10 protein-coding genes and 1 pseudogene are annotated in these 17,027 nt (G+C 67.3%); 6 read left to right on the plus strand and 5 right to left on the minus strand.

What is annotated here, in order from left to right; all coding sequences use genetic code 11:
* Positions 1–140: 140 nt before the first annotated feature.
* Positions 141–4,865, plus strand: coding sequence for an NACHT domain-containing protein (locus AB3M90_RS12310; RefSeq protein ID WP_412952315.1), 4,725 nt, complete (start codon positions 141–143; stop codon positions 4,863–4,865).
* A gap of 532 nt (positions 4,866–5,397) precedes the next feature.
* Here AB3M90_RS12310 and AB3M90_RS12315 read toward each other — a convergent pair.
* Positions 5,398–5,860, minus strand: a pseudogene (locus tag AB3M90_RS12315) (SulP family inorganic anion transporter); the annotation flags it as partial.
* Between the two features lie 14 nt (positions 5,861–5,874).
* On the opposite strand from AB3M90_RS12315, the gene AB3M90_RS12320 reads away from it, so the two are divergent.
* Positions 5,875–6,993, plus strand: a complete 1,119-nt coding sequence (locus tag AB3M90_RS12320) for a DUF8606 domain-containing protein (RefSeq protein WP_412952316.1) — start codon at positions 5,875–5,877, stop codon at positions 6,991–6,993.
* On the plus strand, positions 6,993–7,592 hold the full coding sequence (locus AB3M90_RS12325; protein ID WP_412952317.1) for a DUF7255 family protein: 600 nt from the start codon (positions 6,993–6,995) through the stop codon (positions 7,590–7,592). The genes AB3M90_RS12320 and AB3M90_RS12325 overlap by 1 nt, the downstream gene beginning before the upstream one ends.
* Positions 7,593–7,798: 206 nt before the next feature.
* Here AB3M90_RS12325 and AB3M90_RS12330 read toward each other — a convergent pair whose 3' ends face one another.
* Positions 7,799–9,487, minus strand: coding sequence for a CocE/NonD family hydrolase (locus AB3M90_RS12330; RefSeq protein ID WP_412952319.1), 1,689 nt, complete (start codon positions 9,485–9,487; stop codon positions 7,799–7,801).
* Between the two features lie 82 nt (positions 9,488–9,569).
* Here AB3M90_RS12330 and AB3M90_RS12335 point away from each other — a divergent pair, with 82 nt between their 5' ends.
* Entirely contained in the window at positions 9,570–10,214 is a 645-nt protein-coding gene (locus AB3M90_RS12335) for a TetR/AcrR family transcriptional regulator (RefSeq protein WP_412952320.1), read from the plus strand.
* Between the two features lie 15 nt (positions 10,215–10,229).
* Here AB3M90_RS12335 and AB3M90_RS12340 read toward each other — a convergent pair whose 3' ends face one another.
* Entirely contained in the window at positions 10,230–10,811 is a 582-nt protein-coding gene (locus tag AB3M90_RS12340) for a dihydrofolate reductase family protein (RefSeq protein WP_412952322.1), read from the minus strand.
* Positions 10,812–10,939: 128 nt separating this feature from the next.
* Between AB3M90_RS12340 and AB3M90_RS12345 the strand changes: the two genes are divergently transcribed.
* Both AB3M90_RS12345 and AB3M90_RS12350 read left to right on the plus strand, forming a co-directional pair.
* Positions 10,940–12,022, plus strand: a complete 1,083-nt coding sequence (locus tag AB3M90_RS12345; RefSeq protein WP_412952323.1) for a hypothetical protein — start codon at positions 10,940–10,942, stop codon at positions 12,020–12,022.
* Positions 12,023–12,239: 217 nt separating this feature from the next.
* Positions 12,240–13,583: a DUF222 domain-containing protein gene (locus tag AB3M90_RS12350; RefSeq protein WP_412952325.1), complete on the plus strand. Its 1,344-nt coding sequence runs from the start codon at positions 12,240–12,242 to the stop codon at positions 13,581–13,583.
* Between the two features lie 192 nt (positions 13,584–13,775).
* Here AB3M90_RS12350 and AB3M90_RS12355 read toward each other — a convergent pair whose 3' ends face one another.
* Complete coding sequence (locus AB3M90_RS12355) at positions 13,776–14,990, minus strand: Gfo/Idh/MocA family protein (protein ID WP_412952327.1); 1,215 nt, start codon at positions 14,988–14,990, stop codon at positions 13,776–13,778.
* Positions 14,991–15,021: 31 nt separating this feature from the next.
* Positions 15,022–16,830, minus strand: a complete 1,809-nt coding sequence (locus AB3M90_RS12360) for a glycoside hydrolase family 35 protein (protein ID WP_412952329.1) — start codon at positions 16,828–16,830, stop codon at positions 15,022–15,024.
* Positions 16,831–17,027 lie beyond the last annotated feature (197 nt).

The following is a 17,027-nucleotide window of genomic DNA, read 5'->3' on the forward strand; positions in this document are numbered from 1 at the left end:
ATGGGTGCGATCGGTGGCGGCACTATCGTTTCGCGATCCACATCCATCCGTTGGCATCATGCACAGTGAGTAGAGAAAACATGCCAGAAGGTCGTAGCGGCGGAGCCGCTATGGTGCTCGGAGCGGAGTATCAATCAAGGGTGGCCGCGTGGCTCGCGATACGCGCGCTGACGGGCGGCGACGCTGCCGTGCTCTGGGACTGGCCGCAAAATTCGACGATTGAGCGGATCTACCTGGAAACCGCGACCGCGGTCGATGACATTCGGGTGGAGAATGACCGTGGCGATCACGCGTTCATCCAGGTCAAGCATCGCGTGGACGCCGGACGTTCTGTAGGCACGCCGCTACGCAAGGCGCTCGATCAGTTCGTGCGGCAATCCGCCACTGCCGAAACGACTGACCGGTTCGTGCTCGTTGTGTCGTCGGAGAGCAGCGCAGGCGTGAAGCATGACCTGCCACGAGTGCTTGAACGCATGCGCCGCGAGCAGAGCATCGATGAAGCGACCACGTGTCGCAACGCACGGGAAAGGGCCGTACGGGGAGTTGTCCTCGGCCACTTGAACGCGGTATGGGCAGAGTCGGCGCAAGGTGGGGCGGACGAGCACGACATGCTCAGCCTTCTGAAGAAGCTTTACGTCACGACGGTGGACACTGGCCCTGACGAACCCGCAACTCTTGAAGCCGAGGGCCATCTTCGCGCGATACTGGCAGAGCCGTCCCATGCCCGCGCGGCCTGGCAAGACGTAGTCGCGGCCGCCAGCGAGACCGCAATCCTTCAAACCGGCATGACGTCGGCATGGCTCGCGGATCGGCTGTCGAGTCATGGCTTCCAGCTCGGCTCGCTTCCCGATTACCGAGCGGACATAGGGCGGCTTCAGTCGATCACCGCCTCCGGGATATCTCGCCTGAATCGCTTCCGGAGTCTTCCTGGTGACAATCGGGCGTCCGTCAACATCACCCGCGACTTCGAGGCGGAACTTTATGACGCCTCGGCTAGTGCTTCGCTTCTGATCACCGGCGAGCCCGGCGCAGGCAAGTCCGGGGTATTGGCACAGCTGATCTCCGCGCGGATGACCTCCGCGGACGTAGTGTTCATCGCAGCTGACGCGGTCGCCGGCAGCACGGCGAGCGAGCTTCGCGTGGAGCTCGGGCTCGACCACGACCTAAGCGATGTGCTCGCCCATTGGTTCGGTAATCGCCCGGGGTATCTCGTCATCGACGCCCTTGACGCTGGACGCGGATCTCGTACCCAGGACGCCCTCTTTGACCTCATGAGGGACGTGATCGACCACCGAGGCAGGTTTCACGTGATCGCCTCGATTCGTAGTTTCGACCTCCGGTCGAATGCCGTGCTCGCTCACCTCTTCTCGGGGCAACCGGCATCGGCGGATGAACGCTATCAAGTTCCCGGTCTCAGCCGCACGCGCCACTTCCTTGTGCCACCGCTATCGGACACAGAACTCGGACAGGTGGTGGCGTCCGCGCCGCAGCTTGCAGCGGCGATCGCGTCTGCGGGCATAACCCTGCGGCAGTTGCTCCGTAATCCATTCTGCCTCTGGATATTTGCTCAACTCGCAGGCGACGACAGCCTGCCAGACTACGCGGTAGATACGACCTCGAAGCTTCTGGGGGCGTACTGGGATTGGCGTATTCGCAAGGATGCGCGGGTCGCCGGCAGCAACGAACTCGCCCTCAAATTCCTCTGCGACTTGGCGCTACGTACAGGAACCCTCGCCGTGGACAGGTTCACGATCGACGCCGGTCACATGGACGCGGTGACGAGGCTCCTGAGGGACGGCGTGCTCGTTGAGGTAGCGGGAGCGCGTGGGCCGGATGTCGGCATTGGTTTCGCGCATCATGTTCTCTTCGACTACGCACTCTCGCGCGTGGTGATCCGATACAGCCACAACGTCGCCGAACTGATCGTCCAAGACAACGCGCGTGGCTTACTCGTTGCGCGGCCGAGCTTCGACATGTTCTTCGAGTATTTGTGGTCACTCGATCTCGAACGGGGGGCCTTCTGGCAAGCGACGCTCGATCTGGCGAGGGAGGCAGTACCCGAGGTCGCCAAAACCATCAGCCCCGCGGTCGCCGCTCGTCTAATCAGCGGCCAAAGCGATTGGATTGCTCTGATGTCCCTCCTCGACGACCAGAGGCTCGACGCACTCGCTATCGTGCGTCATCTTGTCGGTGCTCACCTGGCGTCGGAGACCGAGCTGGACGTGGGCGCGGCCAGGGTGTGGGGGGAGCTCTGCGCTGACCTATCGCGCCGACTCGATGATGATGTCGCTCCCGTGGTCAGAGCGCTCGTGCACGATCTGAGCCAGTCTCCCGTGATTAGTGACGCGGAGGTCGCCGGGTTCATCGGGAGTGCGGCGCGCGCCTTGTTTCGCTGGTGCGCCGCTACGGGGCGGAATGAGCGGTTCTATTTGCACGTGGCGATCGCTGCCCTCGTCGCGACATTTGAGTCCGATCGCGACGGTAGCGACGAATTGATCCGCCAGATCATCGAGCCCCAGCGGCTCGCTGACCTCGGCTACTTCGAGATGCCCGCTCTCGCGCACGGGATCGTTCGACTTGCGGATACCGCCCCTCAACTCGTGCGAGACATCTACGTAGCCGCGTTCGAGCACGAAGAAACGTCTCAGGACGCAACATCGCTCTCCCAAGGCATCCTCGGACTGACGTCGAATCGACGACAGGACTACGAATCCGCTCACTACTTGCTCGCACAGAACTACGAACACTTCATCGCGGTAGCCGAGCGCGAGGCGATCGCGGCACTTTCGGCGATTCTGCGTATGTACTCCAGCCGCCTAGGAGGAGGTGATGAGTCGATCGTTATCCCATGGAACGGCGTGGAGGTGCAGGTAATCGAGAGCAACCGCTATTGGACGATGGACAGCGAGTACGACAGTGAGTCGAAGCTTCTCGCGTCGTTTGGCCGGTGGCTCGCTGATCAGTTGGCGACATCGTCTTCGCTGACGAACGACCCGTTCGTTCGAGTACTCGACCACGTGCGAGGTCTCGCCGCCCCCGCGGCCATATGGAGGACTCTGATATCGGCTGCAAGGCCTGACGGAGCGCGGCTTGCTGGTCTAAGTCCACTGTTCGAAGCGCGCGGGGCTCTGCTATCGCGCGGACTGGGACAGCCCATTCGCCAAGCACTCCGCCTCGGCTTCGCCAGCCTTCCCGCCGAAGCCCGCGCGGACATCGAAGTCGCGGTCTTGTCGCTCAGTACAAGTGCGAGCGGATCCCGTGAGCAGATCATGGGAGCGCGGTTGCTCACGGCGCTTCCTGCCGAGGCTCTCATAACGCAGGAGGCGCGAGATAAGCGCGCTGCGATAGTCATGGAGGAGTCGGATTCTGACTCACGGACTTACAACACCGCACCTGCCGAGGATTCGTATGAAGACTGGCGACTTCGCGAGAACGGCGTTGACCCCGCACACCCTGAGCATTCGCTAGTAATCTCGGCGTTGCAGCCTGTAAGGGCAATTCGGAATCAACCGACACCCATGGAAGTGGAACGTGCCCTAGATGGGTGGCGCCACGTTCGAGCGGCCAAAGCGGTCCTCGAAGCTCAGCGGCAAAGAGTGCCGACCCGATTGACTGACTGGGCGCGCAACGAGATTGGTCGCGCCCTCGAGCCAATATGCAGGTCAACGCTACCGCTGGCATTGGATCCGTCAGCGCTCGAAGAACTAGGCGAGATCGCCATCTCTGTCGCAACAACGGCCGACGACTCGGCTCTTGTCGACCTCGAAACCTTCGATGCCACACCCGCGTTGTCCGATTCTGGCCGCGTCGCGGCTGTAGTCGCGATGATGCATATGATCCACCAAGGGGCACATCGAGAGCGTCTATCGCGGGCGGTCTTAGAGCTCACGGGTGACTATGCAGTCGCCGTTCGCTTCGCTATCGCCCGAGGCCTGTACGAGCTCGCCGGCGACGATTCGCCATTCACCTGGGATCTGATCGACGCCCTGGCACGCGACGACTCGGGCGCGGTTCGAACCCTGGTCGTGCGGCTCGAGGCACAGATGGTCGACCGGCCGAGTCTGCTCCTGGAGCGGTTGGTGGCCCGCTACGAAGATTCTGTCGATCTCGGGGCTCGAGGAAAACCCGTCCGCGAGGTTTGCGTCGGAGTTGTCGTCTGGCGGTGGCTCTGGCGCAACGACGATACGTTCAGGGATGTTGTGCTTCAGTGGCTTGCCGAGTCGGAGGACGCGTCGGTGGCAGGCGCGATGCAGGACTACCTCCGGGCCGCTTTGGCAGCAGACGGCGTGGCTGCGCGCGCGATCCGTCAGCGCGGCTTCACCATGGCTCTGGCCGCCATCGCTCACGTGAAGACACTGGTCGAAGCGATTGTAAACTCCCCAGACCCCGGCGCGTCTGCTGCGCTCAGCAGCTCCCTCTGGCATGTCGCAGACGCGATCAGTTCGGACGTCTACTTCGCGTCGGGGGCGTACGGTGGCCGAGACGGGGAGCGGCGTCTACCAGACCGCGCCTTCTTCGACGACGCCGCAGATCTGTTGGACGCGCTAACGGCGATGCCCCACCCGTCGATCATTCATCACATCCTCCAAGTGCTCGACTACTCGGCGCCTGTCGAGCCGTCGATGATCCTCTGCAAGATGGCTGAGGTTCTTTCCCTTGGGCGTGCGGGCGGCTATCAGTACGATCGAATTGGAGCGTCCTTCATGGTCGGGGTCGCGCAGCGCTACCTCGCCGAGCATCGGAGCATCTTCCAAACCGATGACGCCGCGCGCGGTGCACTCATCGAGGTGCTGGACACTTTCGTAGCGGCGGGTTGGCCAGACGCGACCCGGCTCGCATATCAACTCGAGTCTGTGTACCGCTGATCCGGTCCCGCTATTGCCGGGCTAAAGCCACCTCGCGTCGTCTCAACCGGGCGCGGCAAGACGCTCATATCTGCTCGCGCAGTGCGTCGTATGCGGCTCGAAACGCAGGCGTGACATCTCGATCATTCGCACGTGCTCGCCCATCGGCAGGCGAGGGCCCTGCGCGTGAGGATTCACTAGCGAGCGCAGCTCTGAGTTGTCGAACTCGCGAGCCCACTTAAGCTCGTTAGGCGCAATCGAATCGGATGCACACGGCGATGTGGAAGTCGCGGCTGTGGAACTGGAAGATATCGTTGATCACCCATGGGAAGCGTGCGGGTCTTCACCTAGACCAGCCTCCCCTGAGCGTCGATCAGGCCGTAGGCCTTTGTCCAGGGCGGTGGCAAGGTACCGCCCTGGACCGCAAGCGCCAAGCCCCCTCCGGCCTCGCCTTGGATAGCCCCCGTTCTAGAGACCCCGCGGTGGGCGAACTCGCGTTGGATGCGAGCGTGAAGGTCAAGAGGTCGGAGAGGGATAACTCCGCAAGGTCAGTCAGCGCGCATCCGCCCATGCCGCCGAAGATTTCCCGACAGCACGTTCGCGACACCTCGGCCCCACGACTCCCGCGTCTTGTTCGAGCGGGTGTCGGTGATCTCGTCGACGAGCTCCGCGGTGAGCAGCGACTCCATCAGCCCGACCAGCGCCACCCCGAGCGCGAACGGCGCGATGATCGTGAACGTCTCCCACGTCCAGGGGATGTTCGGCACGAAGAGTGAAGGCAGGCTCCGCGGCAGCTCGCCCTGATCGCCGACGGTCGGCACGGTGATCGCGAACGCCAGCACGACTCCGGTCACGATCAGGACTGAGATGAGCGGCGCCCGCACGATCTTGGTGATCCGCGGCATAACGATCATCACGATGATCTCGAGCGCCACCAGCGGATACACCAGCCAAGGCACATCGATCAGCTGCAAGAACTGAGAGCTGAACACGATCGCCAGGGCGCCGCACTCACCACTTGCCCAATAGAGTGAGCCGCGTCCATACATTCCCGGAGGGAGCCCAACCGATGGCCGTGGAAATGAGAATGTGGCGCATCGACGGCCAGCGGCCCAAACCGCTCACCGCAGCAGCGCTCCCCTCCGAGAATGACCTGCACCAGTTCCTCCGCCAGGACCCGTCGCTGCTCGGAACGACCGTGCTCGTCATCGGCAGCGAGGTCATCACACCCTTCGGCAAGCGGTTGGACCTGCTGGCGATCGACGCCGAAGGCAATCTGCACGTTCTGGAACTGAAGCGCGACCGCACGCCGCGAGAGGTCGTGGCCCAGGTCCTCGATTATGGCTCGTGGGTGTCGACCCTCTCTCGGGATGACGTCATCGACATCGCCGAGAAGTACCTGGGGCAACCGTTCGAGGCGTCATTCGAGGAAGTGTTCGGTGTCGCCCCGCCGGACGAACTCAATGGCGAGCTGCAGCTCACCGTCGTGGCATCTGCACTCGATTCCAGTTCCGAGAGGATCGTCACTTACCTGCGGAGCTTCGGCGTCCCGATCAACGCCGTGTTCTTCACGTACATCGAAGACGACGACCGGCGGTATCTCGCGCGGTCGTGGCTCGCAGCATCCGACGACGGAGCGACGAGCAGCCTCGCCAAGTCGACCTCGAAACGCGCGACGTGGAATGGCCTCGACTGGTATGTGTCATTCGGCGGAGACCGCGCCTGGGACGACGCGCGCCGGTTCGGTTTCGTCTCCGCCGGCGGCGGTAAGTTCTATACCCAGACCATCCGCGCGCTGACCGAGGGCGCCCGCGTGTGGGTCAACATCCCGCAGACCGGCTACGTCGGTGTCGGTCGGGTCGTCGGACCAGCCGTGCGATTCAACGACGCGCTCGTCTCGGTCGACGGTCTCCCCGAGCGATTGGCGACGCAAAAGCTCGCGGGGTCGTACACGCACGGAGACGCGACTACCGACGACGACAACGAATGGGTCGTTCCCGTGGAATGGATTCGCACCGTCCCACAGGCCGACGCCTATTGGGAGAAAGGGTTGTTCGCGAACCAGAACAGCGCGTGCAAACTGCGGCAGGAGTTCACTCTCTATCGACTCGCCCAGCACTTCGACGTGCACAACGACGACGAGGCCTGATGCCGGTCGGCGACGTCGAGCGAGCCGTCGCAGCGGCCGCGGCCGAGGACGGCATCCGCCTGACCCCGATGCCGCGCGTCGACTGGCTGAACACCCACGGTCACTTCGCGCTTCCTGCGGCGGCGGCATCCGCTCTTCCGGCTCTGCAGCGGGCGTTCGATGCGCTGGGCGGGGATGAGGTCGAGCAACGCTCGAAGCGGCTCGGCACCCTCCCGAGCGACCTCGTGCACCTCGAGAGCAAGACCGTGGTCGAGGTCGACGAACTCCAGCACTTCACGTCGTTCCGGCTTCTCACGCTGAACCAGCTGCCGACCGAGACCTCCGACGAGTATCGAGCTCTCTGCGCGACCTGGAGCCCGAAGGCAGACAGGTACCGTGCGTCGAAGACGGCGAAAGGCTTTCCGGGAACGCAGGGCAGGGCGCGCCAGCGCGCGTACAACGACCTGCTCCGCGACCTCGTCGCGCCGCTCTTGGGGTATCAGGTCATCCGCATTCCCGCGCCGCTGCTCCCGGGCCCCGAGGCCTACGCCGCAGCGGCGAGCAGGCTGGCCCACCTGCGAGACGCGAGCGCGACCAGCGCGACCTCAACGACGCACTGACGCGTCGCCGCCGCTGACGCCTTCCTCACCGACGCTTCGACAGGCTCAGCGACCCAGGTTCGGGAGGTTGCGGGACGGCACGCTTCGACAGGCTCAGCGACCCAGGTTCGGGAGGTTGCGGGCCGGCGCGCTTCGACAGGCTCAGCGACCCAGGTTCGGGAGGTTGCGGGCCGGCGCGCTTCGACAGGCTCAGCGACCCACGCTGCTCAACGCGGCACCACCGGCACCTCGAGCACCGACCCGCCCGCGACTCCCCATTCCACCGTCGCCTTCCCACTCCGACTCCCGCGATACCGTGTCGGGAAGTGCCCGAACCACGGATTCCGCGGTTCCAGATACCGCCCGGCGATCAGCAGCCGCAGACTCTCGCCCGCCCGGAACAGCGTCGCCGACGGGCTCAGCGGAATCACGACCTCCATCCGCTCGCCGTGGCGCACCGGCTCGAGCGTGCGGAACGTGTGCTCCGGCTGATGCGGATCGCTCACCCCACGATCGAGCTCCCGCAGCGCCAACCGCAGCCGCCCCTGGGCGACGCGGTCGCGGCCGTATCCGTACGAGCCCTCGAACGGCACGGGCGCCCCATCCGCCCACTTCTCCACTCCTACGAACAGGCGCGGATCGCCGCATCCCGACGTCGACACCTGCAGCCGCAGGGTCATCGGCCCGGTGAGCTCGGTGTCTTCGTCGAAGCGGTGCTCGAACGCGGCAGCATCCGTCTTCAGACCGAACGTGACGCTGCCCGGCTCGGCGGGCGACTCCGCACTCAGCGTTCCGCGCGGTCCGAGATGCAACGCCCGCCACTCGGTGCGGGCGAGCGGCCACTCGTTCTCGTCGCGCACCTCGACCACCCGGTCGCGACGATCCCTCACCTCCAGCCGCACGGCGGGCAGCACCGGCACGTCTTTCCCGCGCAGGTGCCGGTCGAAGAACGCGAGCTGGTGCCGGCGCGCGTCGTCTCCGTAGAAGGTGGCCCACTTGGGGCCGCGGTGCGCAAAGGCGTGCCGTTCGGTGGACGCGACCTTCTGGAAGGCGCGCATCGACCCGACGCTGTGCAGGTTCGCGTCGGAGAAGCTCGTGCACTCCAGGATCGGCACCGTGATCCTCGACAGGTCGGGCGTGATCGCGTCCCACCACTCGTCGCGAAGCGGATGCCGACGCCGCTCGGCCGCGAAGTCGGAGTTCAGGCGGGCCACGCGCTTCGTCATGAAGAGCCAGATGCGCGCGAACCCGTCTTCGACGACGCCGCCGGGAGTGAAGAAGTCGCGATACGCGTCGGTGAAACCTTCCCACGGGCAGATCGCCTTCAGCGCGGGCGGCTGCAGCGCCGCCACCTTGTACTGCGACAGCGCGAGATACGACACCCCCAGCATCCCGACCCGGCCCGACGACCACGGCTGCGCGGCCGCCCACGCGATCACCTGAGCGATGTCGTCGGCCTTCTGATCCGACAGCAGGTCGCCGCGCCCCTCGGAATGCCCGCCGCCGCGGGTGTCGAGGTTGATCACGGCATAGCCCTGCTGTGCCCACCACACCGGGTCGGGCGCCTCCCAGCTGGTCTGATCCGAGATGCGCAGCGGCTCCGGCTGATTCATGATGCGGAACTGCGGGTTGACCGACCACCGCCCGCCGCGCTTCCGCTTCGGCACCGCATCCTTGCCGTACGGATGCGCCGACAGCAGCACCGGCAGCGGGCCCTCCGCCTGCGCGGGACGGAAGAGGTTGAGCCGCAGCGTGACGCCGTCGGGCATCCGCACCGGAACATCCGCCTCTTTGACGACGTCGTCCGACATCGGATAGACCGAGACGGGCGGATGCCGCAGCGCACGCATCCGCGCGCGGACGTAGGCCGCCCGGCCCGGGCGCTTCCAGGGCGTGTCGGTGGCAGTCGTGTTCATGGCGGTCCTCGAGACTTGTGGTTTGGAGTGGCGTTCCAATGCTCTGGAACGTCACTCTAGAACATGGAGTACGCTGGTGTCCATGACCGGCGAGAGAATTCCGGAGAACGACTCACGCAGTCGTCAGAAGCGGGTCGGCGACGCGCTGCGGCACGACACGCGCAACCGGGTGCTCGAAGCGGCCGAGGTCGAGTTCACCGCGCACGGCTACGTCGCGACCACGGTTACCCGGCTCGCCGCCGCCGCAGGCGTCTCGGTGCAGACCCTCTATTCCGCCTGGGGCAGCAAGCGCGCGCTCCTGCGCGGGTACATGGAGCGCACCCTCGCCGGGGGAGCGGCCTCGCCCGAGGATGCCGCCGCACGATTCACCGACGACCTCACACCTCGGCAGCGCCTGGAGGAGCTGGCTGACCTCTTCACCGAGATCGCCGACCGCGCATCGACCGGATGGACCCTCTACCGCGACGCCGCCGCGGTCGACCCCGAGATCGCCGACGACTGGAACGACCTGCAGCGCCTGCGGCACGGGCTCTTCACCCGGATCATCGGCGACATCCCCACCGACGCACTGGCGCCCGGGCTCAGCCGCGATGCAGCGGTCGACACCGCCTGGGCGATCGCCAGCCCCGAGACCTTCGATCTTCTCGTCGGGCGCCGCGGGTACACGCCTGACGAGCTGCGCGCCTGGCTGCGACGCACGCTCGTGGCGGCGATCCTCGGGCGGTAGTGCGGCGGGTGCAGTTCACCCCGGGGGATCCGCGCGCCTGACGCCCGGCCGATATCGCTGCACCACCAGGCCCGAGCGGAACTCCGCCCGGTCGACGAGCTCGAGCGGCATCCGTTCGGAGAGCCCGTCGAGCAGGCGGGGTCCGTGTCCGGCGACGACGGGATGCACGACGAACGTGTACTCGTCGATGAGCCCGAGCTCGGCCAGCGCGGTGGGCAGGGTCACGCCGCCGACCGACAGGCCACGGCCGGGCTGCTCCTTCAGCCGCCGGACCGCCTCGCCCGGATCGTCGCGGATCAGCTCGGCATTCCAGTCGACATCGGTGAGCGTGCTCGACACGACGTACTTCTTCGTGCGATCGATCGCCTCCGCGAACGGGATCTCCGCCTCGCTCATCCACTCGGGCCACACCCCGTCGTCCGGCCGGCGCCAGGCCGCACGCATCATCTCGTACGTCACGCGACCGTAGATCTCGGCATCCGCTCGTTCCATCTCGGCCGTCCAGAACCGCATGAACTCCTCGTCGGGAGGGAGTCCGGCCTCGTGATGCACGCTTCCGTCGAGGGTCACGTTGATGGCGTATCGCAGCGGTCTCATGGGTGCTCTCCTTCGGTGCGTCGCGTGTTGTTCGGGACGCTAGCAGGGGGCTCCCCCATTGCCACGTCGTCGTGATCGTTCGGTGTCGGGTGCGGGTGCGCCGTGCCGCCCTCCCCTAGCATTCGAGGGTGAAGAGGTTCTGGATGTTCCTGCTCGGTGGCATCGCGGCGGCGATCTGGGCACTGCTGCTCGTGCTCATCCAACTGCAGAAGGATCTGACTCTCGACGTCGTGTTCCGCCCGTCGTGGCTCTGGCTGATCTTCGTCCTGGCGGTGGTGCTGGTCGTGCTGGCGATCCTCAATCTCCCGTCTCGCCGGACGAGGGGATCGGATGCTGCGCCCGAGGCATCTGCGGGCGGGGCGGTCTCGGGTGGGGCGGCCTCGGGCTGGGCTGTCTCGGGCGGGACGGGTTCGGGCGGGACGGGTTCGGGCGGGACGGTTTCGGGCGGGGCATCTGCGGCAGGGACGGCGTCAGGCGCGCCGGCCGTGAACGCGGCATCCGCCCCCTCGGGCCGTGTTGTCGCCACCCAGCCCGGGGTGACGGTGCACGGCAGGCTGCGCGCGCATCTGGTCATCGGAAGGCCCCGCCGGCACGACGTGGTCTGGAAGGAGACCGGTGCTGCGGCGGGCACTCTGCGGGCGGGCTCCGGGGCGCTCTGGGAGGTCGTCGACGCCGAGGGTGCGACGCTGGGGCACGCCGACTCGGTGACGATGGGCCTCGCGATGCTCGACCTCGCCGATCTGGGCTGGCGCGTCGACCCGACGCCCGCCGCCGACCCCACGGTCGCCGCGAGTTCGGCGTCGGAGGCCGCCGGCCCCGCGGCATCCGAACCCGTCACCATCGTCGACCCGGAGCGTGGAGCGCTCGGCCGCCGACCCCGGCTGCTCGGTGTCGAGTTCCTGGCGCCGGCGCTCAGCGGCGAGTTCGGCCGGCAGCGGTACCGGACCGAGGCCTGGCAGCTGACCAACGGCGACACGGTGGTCATCGTGTCGGACAACGCCGGAACCAGCCTGATGAACATCTCGGAGCACATCGCCGCCGCGATCGACGCGCGATGGGCGGGTTCGGGTCGCCGCCCGATCATCATCGAGGACTGGGACCCTCCGACCGCGACGGGCCGCCGCTTCGTCGTGTCGAACCGGGAGGGCGGACACGTTCCCGTCGACTTCGACGAGCTCGACCGGGCGGGGATCGTGCTGTCGCGAGAGTGACGGAGCGGGTGGTGGCGGGTGGCTCGCGGGTCAGGCGCGGTGCGTTGCGCGGGGGGAGCTTTCGCCGGCGGCGCGTGACGGCGGGTGGGTGCGGGTCGCGGTCATCGAGCCGCTGCGGTGCCTGGCCAGTCGCGCTGTTCGCGCGGCATACCGGCATCCCGATACCCTATCGAACAAATATTCGAAACTCGACTCCCACGCCGCGTAGAATCGAGGCATGGCTCAACTGACCGGCATGCACGAGGCGATGGCTCGCCTCGATTCCGCCTGGTCGGATGCTGATGACATCGCGGTCCTCTCCCGCGAGCAGCTGCTCGCGGTGAACGACGCGATCGGGATGCTGCAGCGACGCCTCGGCGCTCTGCACGTGGCGGTCGCGGCCGGGATCGCTCGCGAATCCCGGGCGGAGCTCGGTCCCGACGGACTCGCGAAGCAGCACGGGTTCCGCACGCCGGCGAAGCTCATCGCCGCGACGACGGGCGTCTCAACGGCCGAGGCGATCCGGCTGGTCGCGGTGGGGGAGGCGACGGCTCCACGCGCCGACCTGGTCGGGGCGCCGCTCCCGGCGCGATACGCGCACGTCGGCGCGGCCCTCGCCGCGGGCGACCTGAGTGCGCAGGCGGCGGGGCTGATCACATCCCTGCTCGAGCGATCCCGGGTCGCCGCCGGCCCCGCCCGGATCGAACAGGGGGAGCAGGCGCTCGTCGAGGCCGCCGTCGGGCTCTCCCTCGACGACGTGCGTCGTCTGCTCGTGCGCGCGGAGGCCTGGCTCGACCCCGACGGCGCCGAGCCGCGTGACGAAGAGCGCCGTGCGGCTCGATCGCTGACGATGTTCGAGCGCGATGGCATGCTGCACCTCAACGCGCGACTCGACATCGAGTCGGCCGCCCCGGTGGTCACTGCGATCCGCGGATTCGTCAGCGCGGCGTTCGCCGCCCGGAAAGAGGCGCCCGCGTCCGAGGCCTCCGACGCAGATCGACGCTCCGTGCCGATGATCCAGGCCGATGCCCTCACGGTGTTCTGCACGCACGTGATCGGATGCGAGAGCCGAGAGGTTCCCCTGGCCGGCGCGACCGTGGTCGTGCGCATGACCCTCGACGACCTGCAGTCCGGCTGCGGATCGGCGACGATCGACGGACTCGATCACACCGTGAGCGCCGGAGCCGCGCGGCGAATGGCGGCCGGTGCCGGAGTCATCCCCTGGGTTCTGGGCGGTGAGAGCGAGATCCTCGACTGGGGGCGCGAACGGCGGCTCTTCACCCGAGCGCAACGCATGGCCCTCGTCGAACGCGACGGCGGATGCGCGATGTGCGGACTGCCGCCCTCGATGACGAAAGCCCATCACATCCGATGGTGGCAACGAGACAGCGGGCCGACCGACCTGTCGAACGGAGTGCTGCTCTGCGAGACGTGTCACCACCGCATTCACGACAACGGCTGGGAGATCGAGATCGACGGCGCGGGCGTCAGCGCGCGGGTGTGGTTCATCCCTCCGCGATACGTCGACCTCGAGCGACCTCCGCGCCTCGGCGGGCGGGCACGGTTCGACATCGCGGCGTGACGATTCGCGGCGCCGGATCGGTGCGGCGGGCGGGCAAGGTCCCCTGGGTCGCTGAGCCCGTCGAAGCGCGCCCAGGAGATCACGATCGCAGTGCGGCACTGCGGCCCGAACTCAGCGGCCCACGGATAGTCCCGACTCAGCGACCCAGACCCGGCGACCGAGGCTCAGCGATCGAGACTCAGCGACCCGAATTCAGCGACCGATTCGCGAGAAATACCCCTCCACGCCGGGATCGAGGGGCGGAACGTCGCGCGGAACCGAACCGTCGCGCAGAGAGGCGGCCGCCATCGCCCCCGCTGCCACGGCCTCGCGCGCGGCGATCGGACTCACCACCGTCGGCACACCGCGAGCCACGTGGGCGAGGAACTCGGCGATCGTCAGTACGTCGGCATCCACGTGACCGCTCGCGTCGCCACCGATCGGGTACTCCACATCACCGGCCATCTGCCACTCGTGTCGGCGATTCCACACCTTGACCACGCCGCCGGCCGTGTCGCCGACGTTCTCCAGCCGACCCTCCGTGCCGATCACGGTGTAGTTCCGCCAGTAATCGGGCGTGAAGTGACACTGCTGGTAACTGGCCAGCACCCCGTTGTCGAGCGTCATCAGCATCATCGACACGTCTTCGACGTCGACCACCGGGTTGAGCCCGGTGTGAGCCGCCGGCGGCCAATTGTCCATCGAGAACCACTCCGGCATCGACCGCGACGATCCCGAATGCCGATCGGCGATCCCGCCGTACAGCATCAGCTCGCCCATGCCCACGACCCGCCGCGTGTACCCCGACGCGAGGTAGTGGATCACATCGATGTCGTGACTGCCCTTCTGCAGCAGCAGCGAGTTGGTGCGCGTGCGATCGGCGTGCCAGTCCTTGAAGTAGTAGTCGCCGCCGTTGCCGACGAAATGCCGCACCCACACCGCCCGCACCTCGCCGATCTCACCGCGCTCGATGACGCTGCGCATCGTCTGCACGACGCTCGAATGGCGATAGTTGTGCCCGACGTACAGCCCGGTCCCCGTCTCGGCCGCCGCCGTGAGAATGCGGTCGGCCCCCTCGACGCTGATCGCCAGCGGCTTCTCGAGGTACACGGCGATCCCGGCGCGCAGCAGCGCGACCGCGACCTCCTCATGCGTGTCGTCGGGGGTGGTCACGATCGCGGCGTCGATCCGCCGATCGCCCGTCTGGGCTGCGATCAGCTCCGCCACCGAGGAATGGACGGATGCCGTCGGGTGCAGCATCCGCCCCCGATCGCGCCCCTCGTCGGTGACGTCGACGAGGGCGACGACCTCCGCCGCATCCGGCGCCGAGGCGACGTGCGCGGCGATCCCGCTGCGCGCGCCGAGCCCCACCGCGGCCACCCGCAGGGGTCGGGTTCGTGTCGCTGTTCCGTGCGATCCGCTCTTCATGGCTGCCTCTCGTGCTCGTGGGGGCTCGACGTCAGTATCCGGCGAACTCGACCGGCGCGCCCAGCGACGGCGTGTCGCGCAGCTCGGCGACGGATGCCGTTCCGGCCAGGTCGAGCACCACGACGGTGTTCCGGTCGGCGCGCAGCAGCGGCGCCGGGATGTACAGGGTCTCCTGCGGGCCTTCGGCCCGATACCGCCCGAGCAGGAACCCGTTGATCCACACGAATCCACGCTCCGCGCCGGGAAGGGCGAGATGCGCGTCGGCCGCCTCGGGCAGCTCGAACGACCCGCTCGAGAAACGCGGTCGGCCGCTCCGATCCTCGACCACCGGCACGCCCTGCGCCTCCGGCCGCACCAGCAGGTCGAGCTCGCTCGCCCCCCACCGATCCAGCGGCAGCGGATGCATCTCCCACCCGTGCACCTTGCGGCGCTCGACGCGCACATGCCCGAGAATGCCCTTGCCCTGCCCGAGCATCGGGCCGTAGTTGATGCGCCCCTCGTTCTCGACGACGATCTCGAGATCCACCGCGCGACCGGCACCGGTGATGGGGAGCACCGCCGTCTCGTCGGTCGAGACGCCGAGCAGCACCCCGTCGACGAACACGAGAGCGCGATCGTGCAGTCCGGTGATCGTCAGCGTGGTCTCCTCGGGCGGCAGCACCGGCCGCGACCGGTAGAGCATCAGCCCCGAGGCCAGCGAGAGCTCGTCGAACGAGCGGGTCTCCGCCCGCCGGACGGCGGGAGAGACGGATGCCGCGGCCGCCAGCAGGTCGCTCCCCGGGGTGAGCTCGATGCGCTGCGGCGCGACCACGGCGGGCGCGGGCGGCAGAGCGGCCGAGATGTCGCCCCCGTACTGTCCGAACAGCTCGCGGAAGGCGTGGAACTTGCCTGTGAGACGGCCGTCCTCGCCGACCGGGGCGTCGGAGTCGTAGCTGGTCACGGTGGGCGAGAGCACGCCGTCGTCTTCATTGGCGCCCGACCACAGACCGAAGTTCGTTCCGCCGTGCGCCATGTACACGCTGACCGATCCGTGCTCGAGGATGCCGCGCAGCGTGTGGGCGGCGCTGTCGACCGACCGCGTGTTGTGCCCCTTGCCCCAGTGATCGAACCAGCCGTCCCAGAACTCCGCGCAGAGGAACGGCTCGACCCGGCCGCGCTCGCGCAGCAGCGCCACCGCGTGATCGGGGTTCGTGCCGAACGTCGCCGCCGCGAGAACGCCGGGGAGCGTGCCGCCGTCGAACATGAGGTGCGTCGGACCGTCGGCCGTGTACATCAGCTCCGACACGCCCCGCTCGCCCATCGCTTCGCGCATCCATTCGAGATATCCGGTGTCGTCGCCGAAGCTGCCGTACTCGTTCTCGATCTGGAAGGCGACGATGGGCCCGCCGAACGCCGCCTGCAACGGCACGAGCTCCGGCAGCAGGTGGTCGAACCACTCCGCGACCACGTCGAGGTAGGCGGGCTCGAGGCTGCGCACCCGGGGGCCGGTCTGCGCGGTCACCCACGCCGGGAACCCGCCGTTGTCCCACTCGGCGCAGATGTACGGCCCGGGTCGCACGATCACGTCGAGCCCCTCCGCCTGCGCGAGGCGCACGAAACGGCCGATGTCGCGCGCCCCGCCGAAGTCGTGCGGGTCGGAGTGCAGCTGGCGGTGGAAGTTCCAGGCGACGTACGTGTCGACCGTGTTCATGCCCATCGCCGCGAGGCGGCGCAGCCGGTCCTGCCACAGGTCGGGGTGCACCCGGAAGTAGTGCATCGAGCCGGCGAGGATGCGATGCGGGCGCCCATCGCGGAGGAGCGCATCGCCCTCGACGGTGAGCAGGGGAGCGGGGACGGTCATACGGGCGACTCCTCTGTCGGCGTGCACCCGCCCGAGCGGCGGGAACGATACACGGGAATGTTATCGATGACAGCTTAACCCGACAACCCGCACGGCACGTGACTGATTCATAGGAAAAATAGGGCTTGGCAATATGTCACCGATCACATACTCTGGTCACCATTCGGCGTCGGCCGTGAACTTCCCTGCATCGAAGG

It is taken from the genome of Microbacterium martis, assembly GCF_047246685.1.
In the GTDB taxonomy this organism is placed as follows: Bacteria; Actinomycetota; Actinomycetes; order Actinomycetales; family Microbacteriaceae; genus Microbacterium.

What these genes read in the sequence shown, in the direction of transcription:
- AB3M90_RS12360 (WP_412952329.1), bottom strand. Translation starts at nt 16,830, where the DNA reads ATGACCGTCCCCGCTCCCCTGCTCACCGTCGAGGGCGATGCGCTCCTC.
- AB3M90_RS12350 (WP_412952325.1), top strand. Translation starts at nt 12,240, where the DNA reads ATGGCTCAACTGACCGGCATGCACGAGGCGATGGCTCGCCTCGATTCC.
- AB3M90_RS12325 (WP_412952317.1), top strand. Translation starts at nt 6,993, where the DNA reads ATGCCGGTCGGCGACGTCGAGCGAGCCGTCGCAGCGGCCGCGGCCGAG.
- AB3M90_RS12340 (WP_412952322.1), bottom strand. Translation starts at nt 10,811, where the DNA reads ATGAGACCGCTGCGATACGCCATCAACGTGACCCTCGACGGAAGCGTG.
- AB3M90_RS12355 (WP_412952327.1), bottom strand. Translation starts at nt 14,990, where the DNA reads ATGAAGAGCGGATCGCACGGAACAGCGACACGAACCCGACCCCTGCGG.
- AB3M90_RS12330 (WP_412952319.1), bottom strand. Translation starts at nt 9,487, where the DNA reads ATGAACACGACTGCCACCGACACGCCCTGGAAGCGCCCGGGCCGGGCG.
- AB3M90_RS12335 (WP_412952320.1), top strand. Translation starts at nt 9,570, where the DNA reads ATGACCGGCGAGAGAATTCCGGAGAACGACTCACGCAGTCGTCAGAAG.